A 10,790-nucleotide genomic window follows, 5' to 3' on the forward strand; every position below is an offset into this window, starting at 1 on the left:
GTCGATGGTAATGGTCGCGGTGGCCGTATCGGTGCCGCCGTTACCGTCGCTGACGGTATAGCTGAAGCTTTCACTGGTGCTGTCGCCCACCGCCACAGTCTCAAACTGCCCGTTGGGGTCGTAGTCGAAACTGCCGTTGGCATTCAGCGTCAGCAGCGCGCCGCTGGCCAGGGTGATCTGGGCGCCAACATTCAGCGCGTTACCGTTGACCTCGGTGACAACCAGCGCATCACCCTCTACGTCGGAATCAGATCCGGCGCCGTTGTCCGCCAACACATTGGCCGATAAGGCAGTGTCTTCATCCGTCGCAAAGGCATCGTCAACCGCATCCGGCGCATCGTTGACCCCGTTGATTGCCAGGGTCACCGTGGCGGTATCGGTGCCACCGTTGCCGTCGTCAATGGTGTAAGTAAAGCTGTCAGTATCAGACTGGCCAACACCCAATGACTCAAACTGAGCGTTCGGGTCGTAGGTGAAGGTGCCGTCGCCGTTAACGGTGAGTAAGGCCCCGCTTGCCAGCGTAATCTGAACCCCCACATTAACGGCATTACCGTTGACGGCTGAGACAACAAAGATATCGCCTTCGGCATCCGAATCCGCCGCCACGCCGTTATTGGCAAACACATTGCCGGAAAGCGGCGTATCCTCGTCCGTGCTGAGCAGGTCGTTGACAGCGTCCGGTGCGTCGTTAACACCATCGATCGCGAAGTTGACGGTGGCAGTGTCCGTTCCGCCATTGCCATCACTGAGCGTGTAGGTGAAGGAATCCGCATCATTCTCACCGGCTGCCAGTGACTCAAAAGCAGCGTTGGGGGAGTAGTTGAACGAGCCGTCGGCGTTGATGTTAATCAGGCCGCCACCGGTGGTTGCAAAGGTGCCTACTGTCGTGACGGTTAGCGTGTCACCGTCGGCGTCGGCGTCCGCTCCACTGCCGTTGTCGCTGAGCACATTACCGGCAATCGCGGTGTCTTCATCGGTGGTAAAGCTGTCATCCTGAGCAACCGGTGGGGTGTTGGTGGTACCGACACCATTGACCGTTACATTGACCGTCGCGGTGTCCTGTGCCCCACCTTCATCCTCAATGGTGTAGGTGAAGGAATCACCGCCGGTTTCCCCGGAATCCAGTGAATCAAACTGCCCATTGGGGTCGTAGCTGAAAGTGCCGTTGGCATTGAGTGTCAGCAGCGCGCCGCTAGCCAGTGTAGCCACGGCACCAACATCCACTGGTGAGCCATTGACCGCCACCACCGTCAGTCCGCCCACACCGCCGTCGATGTCCTCATCCGCGCCGTTGCCGTTATTCACCAGAACATTGCCGTTCAGCAAAACATTTTCATTGGTGCTGACGTTGTCGTCTTGCGCAATCGGATCGTCATTCAGTCCATTGATGGTCAGATTCACAGTGGCGGTGTCGGTTCCACCGTCGCCATCTGACAGGGTATAGGTGAAGCTGTCGGCTCCATTCTGTGTGCCTGACAGGCTATCGAATGCGCCGTTGGTGTCGTAGGCAAAGGTGCCATCGGCGTTCAACGTCAGCAGTGCTCCGCTGGAAAGCGTAATGGTACTGCCAATGTCCGCCGGAACACCGTTGACCGCAGAGATCGAAAGCGTGTCACCGCCGGTATCCGAGTCCGCGCCAGTGCCATTGTTGAGCAGCACATTACCGTTAACGCTGTCGTCCTCATCAACCGTAAAGAAATCGTCCCGTGCTATCGGATTGCCGTTCTCCACCGTAACCTCGAAAGTATCCGTTTCTTCGGCATTGGCCGCAGCGGAGTTGTCATTGACGGTCACCGTTACCGTGTAGGTGCCTTCCAGGGCAAAAGTGTGATTGATGTTAGGGCTCTTGTTGGCACTGTTGAACACCAAAGGCTCCGAACCATCTCCCCAGTCAACTGTGATGGTGTAGGTGTCCGGATCCGGATCGGACAGCGTCAGGTTCTGACTGAAATTCTGCCCTTCCGTACTGGTGCCATCGGCACCCGCTTCAAGCCCGGGCGCATCATTGACCGGTGCCAGTGTGATATTGGTCTGGGCAACCTCCGTCGACAACACCAGCCCATCGCTGCCCCGCCAGCCAAAGGTGTCCGGTCCGAAATAATCCGAATCACCCAGGTAGGCCAGATCGCCATTGGCGAGCTGGGCCAGCGAAATCTGATCACCGACACTGACCGGCGCACCACTGAGTAGCAGATCGCCATTGTCCGGCAGTACCGCGATCTCAATGAACGCAAGCCCCTGACCATCGGGGTCATCAAAATTATCGACAAACAGTTGATCGCTCAGCACCAGGAGCTGATCCTCGAAGCCATCCACGTCACCATCCGTGACCTGGGGAGGCGCATTACCATACAGCTGGTAAAAGACGCCATAGCCGCTGCCGTCGCCGCTGGCACCACTGGTAAAGGCACTCCAGGACACCACAAATCCGCCGCCAGGCAGGGCCGACAGGGCAGGTTCAAACTGGGTTGAGCTGAACTCCGTGTTGACCTGAAACTCGCTGTCAAGACGATTACCGGAAGCATCATACTGCTGGCCAAACACGCCGGTGCCGCTGCCATCACGGCCACTGTCGTCCCGCCAGGTCACCACAAAACCGCCGGTGTCTAGCGCCGTCACCGCAGGCGTGAGCTGGCTGGAACCACGCTCGTCATTGACGCGGAACTCGTTCGCCACAGGCAAACCGTTGTCGGCGAACTGGCGGGCATAGATTCCGTCGCCGCTGCCATCCTGACCGGACGATTCCCAGGTCACTACGAAACCGCCACCGGCCAGCCCTGCCACATCCGGGACATCCTGTGCGGCATCGATGGTGACGTTGATCTGGAACTCGCCGCTTTCTCCTACCCCTAGTACTGATCCATCCCGATCAACGGCACTGCCCACCGCGTCGTAGCGCTGGGCAAAAATACCGTTGCTGTCTCCATCGCCCGCATCGCCGCTGGTTACCGAGGTCCAGACCACCAGGAAGCCACCGTCCGACAGTGCGGTCACCTTGGGCTGGAATTGCGTAGAGCTGGTTTCAGTATTAACGACGAACTCGGCGCCGACTGTGGCGCCGGCGGCATCGAATACCTGACCAATCACCCCGACACCACTGCCGTCACCGCCAGCCGCGCCGCTAGCCGAGGACTCCCACACCACCACAAAGCCTCCACCTGGCAGAGCGACGACATCCGGTTCATCCTGAGCTGAAGAAGTACTGGTATTAATCACGAAATCAGCGGCCGAAGCGGTGGGCGTGCCATCGCCGGCAACACCGTCAAACTGACGGCCAATAACGGCATTGCTGCTACCGTCACCGGCGGAGCCACTGGAAGCGGACTGCCAGACCACCACAAAGCCGCCATCGCTGGTGGCCGTTATCTGGGGATTGTTCTGGTTAGTGGCGGTTTCCGTGTTGATCTGGAACTCCGCTCCCAACGGATTTCCAAGTGCATCGAAGTGCTGACCAAAGACGCCATCGCCATCGCCGTCACCGGCTGTCCCGGAGGACTGGGAGGTCCACACAATGACAAAGCTGCCATCAGACAGGGTAGCCACGGCAGACTCATCCTGAGTGCCATCGGTCTCAGTATTGGCCTGTCGTTCGCCAAAGATTGGCACTGCGGCATCCGGGGTCGGTGTGATGTTGACGGTGACCACCTGAGGCTGGCTGGTACCGCCGTCCCCGTCGCTGATCTGCACCCGGAACTGACGACTGGGCACCGGATCATCCGAGGTGTTGGCATAGGTCAGGTTTTCAACTACGGCCTCCACCGCCTCGGCGCTTGCATTGGCGTTTAATGTAATTTCAAGGGGGCTGCCGTTCTGCCCATTGGACACGATAGTACCGACGACCGTTCCGCCGTAAGTAACTGACGTGCCAGAGACGCCCACCTCGGCGGGCCCTACGCCCTGATTGCGGACGCCCAACTGATCCTGGGTGCCGTCGTCCGGAATATTGAACTGATCCAGCATGGCTTCTGGAATATTCAAACGGGATACCAGTATATTGCCGCCGTCGAAGTCGCTGGAATCTGCATCGCTAACTGCGACCGCCGCATTGGCATCGAGTAACTGAGGCGTCAGATTGACGGCCGATTCTGCCAGCGTAATCTCGCTATTGAACGCCTCCAGTTCCGGTGCGGCCTGGCTGGAGAAATCTCCCACATTGCCGAACAGTTGATGGCTGATACCGTAACCGCTGCCATCCCCTGCCGTGCCGCTGGTAAAGGATTGCCAGGCCACCACGAAGTTGCCATTCGGTAGCCCGGCAATGGCGGGCGAAGCCTGGGTGCTGCCCGTTTCCGTGTTCACCAGGATTTCACCATCGATGCGATTGCCGGCAGAGTCATACTGCTGGGCATAGACATCGTCTGAACCAGTGCTGTCTCGCCAGGCAATCACAAAGCCGCCAGTATCCAGCGCGGCGATCGTCGGCTCGAACTCGGAGCCTTCGGTAGTCTCATTGACCCGGAATTCGCTGCCCACCGAATTTCCTGCTGCATCATAGAGTTGGGCAAAAACGCCGCTGCTGGCGCTGTCTAGCGCGCTGTCATCACGCCAGGTGATCACAAAGCCGCCACCGGTCAGCCCGGTGGCGACGGCTTCATACTGCGAGCCCTGGGTGTTGGTATTGACCTGGAATTCGCCGCCAACCGGATTGCCAGCTGCGTTATAGCGCTGGGCGAAAGTGCCCCAGCCATCACCATCACCCGCACTGCCACTGTTGACCGAGGTCCAGGTAATAACGAATCCGCCGTCAGCAAGCGACGCCGCGCTTGGATCAAACTGGTTGGAGCTGGTCTGAGTGTTGACCTGGAATTCGGCACCGACGGTCGCGCCGGTGGCGTCGTAGCGCTGAGCAAACACGCCGTCAGCACTGCCATCGGCGTTGCCGCCGTCCCGATAGGCAATGAGAAAGCCACCGTCATTCAGGGCTGCAATGGAAGGCTCAGACTGAGAGCTGGCCGTAGTCGAGTTGACCTGGAATTGCGATCCCAGGGCCTGGCCGTCCACACCAAAACGCTGGGCAAATATTCCCCAGCCAGAACCGTCAACACCGCTGAGCTGGTCGGTCCAGGTCACTACGAAACCACCGCCAGCCAGCCCCGTGACCTGAGGATCGACCTGGCTGCCAAGAACCTGGGTATTGACCAGGAATTCAGGCCCGACAATCACGCCATCGGCGGAGTAGCGCTGACCAAAAACACCACTGCCGGTGCCGTCCTGCTCGTCTGACTCCCAGACAATCACGTATCCGCCGTTGGCCAGTCCCGCTATGGCGGGCTCGTCCTGATTGCCCTCGACAAAACTGTTGGTGGTACGCTCCTCAAATACCGCCTCAGCACCGTCCCGTTCAGGTGTAATGTTGACCGACACTACCGCCGGCTCACTGGTTCCGCCGTCACCATCACTGACCTGAATGCGGTACTGGCGTGATTCCACCGGGTTATCCGACAGGTTCTGGTAGGTCAGGTTCTCAATCAGTGCCTCCACCGCTTCGGCATCGGCGCTTGCGTTGAGACTGATTTCCAGCGGATTGCTGCCCTGCCCGTCCGATACCACGCTGCCAATCACCGTGCCTTCATAGGTGACGTTGTTACCACTCACCCCGATCTGGCCGGCGCCCGTTCCCTGATTGCGGACGCCAAGCAGATCCTGAGTACCGTCGTCGTTGTTTTCAAACTGATCCAACAGCGGCTCGGGAATAGTCAGGCGGCTGACCAGGACACTGCCACCGGCGAAATCGGTGGAGTCCACATCCGTCAGCGACACCGAGCCGTTGGCGTCCAGTAGCTGCGGCACGGCGTTCACCAGATTTTCAGCAAAGGTCACCGTGCTGTTCACTTCGGCCAACTCTGGGGAAGCCTGGCTAAAGAAATCACCGGCATCACCGAACAGCTGGTGTGAAATGCCGTAGTTGCTGCCATCGCCGGCGGAGCCACTGGTGAACGACTGCCAGGCCACCACAAAATTGCCACCAGGCAGACCTGCGATGGACGGTGACGCCTGGGTACTGGCGGTTTCGGTATTGACCCTGAATTCGCCGTCAACGCGATTACCAACCGCGTCGTACTGCTGCGCGAAAACATCGTCGGGGCTGTTGCCATCGCGCCAAGCGACCGCAAAGCCGCCATTGTCGAGAGCAGCAATCGCCGGTTCGGTCTGGGAATTGGACGTAGTCTCATTGACCCGGAATTCCCCGCCGACCGGCGCACCGCTGGCGTCGTAAAGCTGGGCAAAAACCCCATTACCACTGCCATCCAAACCACTGTCGTCACGCCACGCCACCACAAAGCCGCCCCCAGACAGGCCCACGACCACGGCTTCATACTGCGAGCCCTGGACGTTGGTGTTGACCTGGAACTCGCTGCCTACCGGGGTGCCAGCTGCGTTATAGCGCTGGGCGAAGGTACCCCAGCCATCACCATCACCGGCGCTGCCACTGTTGACTGAGGTCCAGGCAATGACAAACCCACCGTCAGCGAGCGATGCCACACTTGGATCAAACTGGTTGGAACTGGCCTCTGTGTTGACTTGAAACTCGACACCGACAGTGGCACCTGCGGCGTCGTAGCGCTGGGCAAACACGCCGTCAAAACTGCCATCGGCGTTGCCGCCATCGCGGTAGGCAATGAGGTAGCCGCCATCATTAAGCACCGCCACAGAGGGCTCATATTGAGAGCTTGATGTGGTGGTATTGACCAGAAACTGGGTACCTTGTGGCGTGCCATCGGCCTGATACTGCTGGGCAAAAACGCCCCAGCCGGAACCATCCACACTGGAATCCTGATCCGTCCAGGTCACTACAAAACCACCGCCGACAAGACCGGCGACCTGAGGGTCCACCTGGCTTCCCAGCACATTGCCATTGACCAGGAATTCCGGCCCAACGATGACACCTTCGGCGTTATAGCGCTGACCGAATACGCCATTGCCCGACCCATCCTGAGCGTCGGATTCCCAGACTATGACGTATCCACCGTCGGCCAGTGACGCCACCGCCGGATCTTCCTGCGACCCGGTGACAAAGCTGTTGGTCTGGCGTTCACCGAATACCGGCGCTGCGCCATCGACCTCAGGCTCAATGTCGATCGTGATAATGTGAGGATCGGAGCTGCCACCATCGCCATCGCTGATCTGAACGGTGTACTGGCGGGAGGGTACCGGATCACTGGAGGTGTTCTGATAGGTCAGGTTTTCAGCCAGTGCCTCTAATGCTTCAGCGGTGGCATTGCTGTTGAATTCGACAATCAGGTCACTGCCATTGCTACCATCACTCAGAACGCTACCTATAACGGTGCCACCATAAGACACACTGCCGCCGCTCACCCCGATCTCGCCGTTGGCGTTACCCTGGTTGCGGATACCCAACTGTTCCTGTGATTCGGCATCCAAACCAAACTGATCGGCCGAACCAAAACCAACCAGCCGGCTGACCACCAACTGGCCGCCCTCGAAATCGGCTGAATCCATATCGCTGACCGCGACAGCGCCGTTGGTATCAATCAGCTGAGGTGCTGCATTCAGGTCGTTTTCCAGGTAACTGACGACGCTGGGCAGGCCTTCCAGCTCAGGATCCGCCTGCACCGTGAAATCGGCGGCATCGCCGAATAAACGCTGGAACACCCCGTAACCACTGCCATCGCCAGCTGACCCGCTGGTGAAAGAACTCCAGGCGACGGCAAAGGTGTCGTTTGCAAGACCGGTAACCGTCGGCTGGTACTGGGTGCTGGTGAACTCCTGGTTGACCTGGAACTCCGCCCCCACTGGGGTGCCGGCGGCGTCGAATTCCTGCCCAAAGACGCCCCAGCCACTGCCATCCGAGCCGCTATTATCGGTCCAGGTCACCACAAAGCCGCCACCGGACAAGGCAGCAATAGAAGCGTCTTCCTGATTGGAAGCAGTCGTGGTATTCACCAACACCTCACCGGTCAACGCGGTGCCCGCAGCATCAAAAAGCCGGGCAAACACGCCATTACTGCTGCCATCTCCTGCGGAACCGCTGGTCGTAGATGTCCAGACCACCGCGAAATTGCCACCGGCCAGTTCGACAACCTCGGACTCGTCCTGCGTAGAAGCTGTTTCGACATTAACCTGGAACTCGGTGCCCAACGGCGTGCCGCTGGCATCATAACGTTGGGCGAACACGCCCAGACCGCTGCCGTCGCCGGCACTGCCCGAGGTGTTGGAGGTCCAGGTCACGATAAATCCAGTGCCCAGCGCCGACACCGCCGGATCATTCTGATTACTGGAAAACTCGGTATTCACCTGGAATTCGGAGCCGACCGGGCTGCCGGCCGCGTCATAGCGTTGACCAAAGACACCGTCGCCACTGCCGTCACCAGCCGTGCCGCTGTTAGTGGAGTCCCAGATCACTACAAAACCACCACCGCTAAGGCCAGCCACTACCGGGCTATCCTGAGTACTGCTGGTTTCGGTATTAACCTGGAATTCGCCGCCGACGGTCGCCCCTGAGGCGTCATAACGTTGCGCAAACACACCGGCGCCGCTGCCGTCCTGACCGGTATTGGCGGTCCAGGAAATGACAAACCCGCCATCATTCAAGGCACCAATTTCCGCCTGATACTGCTGCCCGATGGGCTGGGTATTGGCCTGGAATTCCGGCCCGATACGTTCGCCGGAGGCGTTGAAACGCTGTGCGAAGATGCCATCGCTGTCGCCGTCCTGACCGGCAGACGTCCATACCAGCACGTAGCTTCCATCCGTCAGGGTGGCAGAGGCTGGAGCATCCTGATCTGCGCTGGTGAACAGATTCACTGGCCGTTCATTCAGCAGATCAGACGGTGGCTCATAAGGCGCCGGCGAGGCGTCCTGGAAGCGCTGCAGGAAGACACCGGAGGAGCTGCCATCCCCCGCAGTACCACTCGTTAACGAGCTCCACAGGGCGACGAAACCACCGCCTGCCGAGTGGGTCAGCGCCGGTTCGTACTGACTGCTGCTGAATTCGGTGTTGACCTGAAACTCACCGTCAACCCGGGCGGCACTGGCATCATACTGCTGCCCAAACACACCTGCACCGCTGCCATCGCGGCCGCTGTCGTCGCGCCAACTAATCACAAAACCGCCGTTATCAATGGCGGTAATCGCCGGTTCGTACTGGTTGCTGGATGTGCTTTCATTGACCCGGAATTGCTCACCCAACGGCGTGCCATCTGCCGCAAAGTGCTGGCCAAATACGCCCCAGGACGAGGCATCCAGAGCGGCCCGATCCGTCCAGGCCACCACAAAGGTGCCGTCAGCCAAGCCCGCCACCACCGACTCCCGCTGATCACCGGACACTCCGGTGTTCACCAAAAACTCGCTACCCACAGGGTTACCAGCCGCGTCGTAGCGCTGGGCAAAAATGCCTTGGCCGCTGCCGTCACCGGCAGAACCGGAGGTAGAGGACGTCCAGGTAACAACAAAACCGCCACCAGCGAGGCTGCTCACACCCGGCTCATACTGGAATGAACCGGTTTCCGTGTTGACCTGAAACTCAGTGCCGACAGGATTACCCGCCGCGTCAAATCGTTGACCTTGAACACCGGAAGAGCTGCCGTCCGAGCCACTATCATCACGATAGACGACAACAAAACCACCATCATTGAGTTCGGCAATCGCCGGTTCATACTGACCGCTAGATGTTGTGCTGTTAACCACAAACTCGCTGCCCTGAGACACGCCCGCATTGTCAAAACGCTGGGCAGACACCGCACTGGACGAACCATCGGTGCTGCTATTTTGATCCCTCCAGGTCACGACAAAACCGCCGCCCGTCAACGCAGCCACATCCGGTTGATCCTGGGCATTCACCGCTTGTGTATTGATCTGGAACTCCGTGCCGAGCGGCGAGCCGTCAGCGGCAAAGCGCTGGCCAAAGATACCGAAGCCACTGCCATCCGCACTGCCACCGCTGCTATCGGAGCGCCAAACGACAATGTAACTGCCATCAGACAAGGTCGCTGCTGACGGCTCGGATTGTTCCGCCGCCGTTTCTGTGTTGACCTGAGTTTCTGCCCCTATGGCTTCAACACCATCAACTTCCGGAATGATATTGACGTTAACTAACGCCGGTTCGCTTGTGCCGCCATCTCCATCGCTTACCTGAATACGGAACTGGCGGGTGTCTACCGGGTCATCTGAGGGGTTGGCATAGGTCAGGTTTTCGACCAGCGCTTCAACCGCCTCTACCGTCGCATTGCTGTTCAGGTCAATCTGCAGGTTGGATCCATTACTGCCATCGGAGGCAATGGTTCCGATGACGATGCCCCCATAGGTAACCGCTGTACCGGATACTCCAATCTGTCCTGCGCCGGGACCCTCATTCCTGACGCCCAACTGATCCTGTGTGGCGTCATCCGGTACGTTGAGCTGGCCCAATAAAGGCACGGGAATAATCTGCCGGGAAACCAGCACCATGCCGCCGTCAAAATCGCTGCTGTCCAGATCACTCAAAGCGACTGCCCCGTTGGCATCCAGCAGCTGCGGCGTCGTGTTGACATCCCCCTCAAACAAATCCAATTCAGTGTTAACGCCTTCCAGCGTCGGCGAGGCTTGGCTGCCGAAGTCTGCCGGCTCCCCAAACAACTGCTGGAAGATGCCGCCGCCACTGCCATCGCCAGCGGTGCCGCTGTTCTGAGAACGCCAAACCGCCACAAAGTTGTCGCCAGAAAGTCCCGCCAGTGCCACCTGGCTCTGGGTACTGGAGAATTCGGTATTGACCTGAAACTCGCCGTCGACCCGGCTGGCTGCCGCATCATACTGCTGCGCAAAGACGCCCGTGCCACTGCCGTCGCGACCAC

At 59.2% G+C, this 10,790-nt stretch carries 1 protein-coding gene; it reads right to left on the reverse strand.

From position 1 onward, the window contains the following. The coding region (locus tag BM035_RS00325; protein WP_175497311.1) for an Ig-like domain-containing protein at window positions 1-10,790 on the reverse strand (10,790 nt) is incomplete at both ends.

The sequence above is a fragment of the Marinobacter sp. DSM 26671 genome, from assembly GCF_900112835.1.
Classification (GTDB): Bacteria; Pseudomonadota; Gammaproteobacteria; order Pseudomonadales; family Oleiphilaceae; genus Marinobacter; species Marinobacter flavimaris.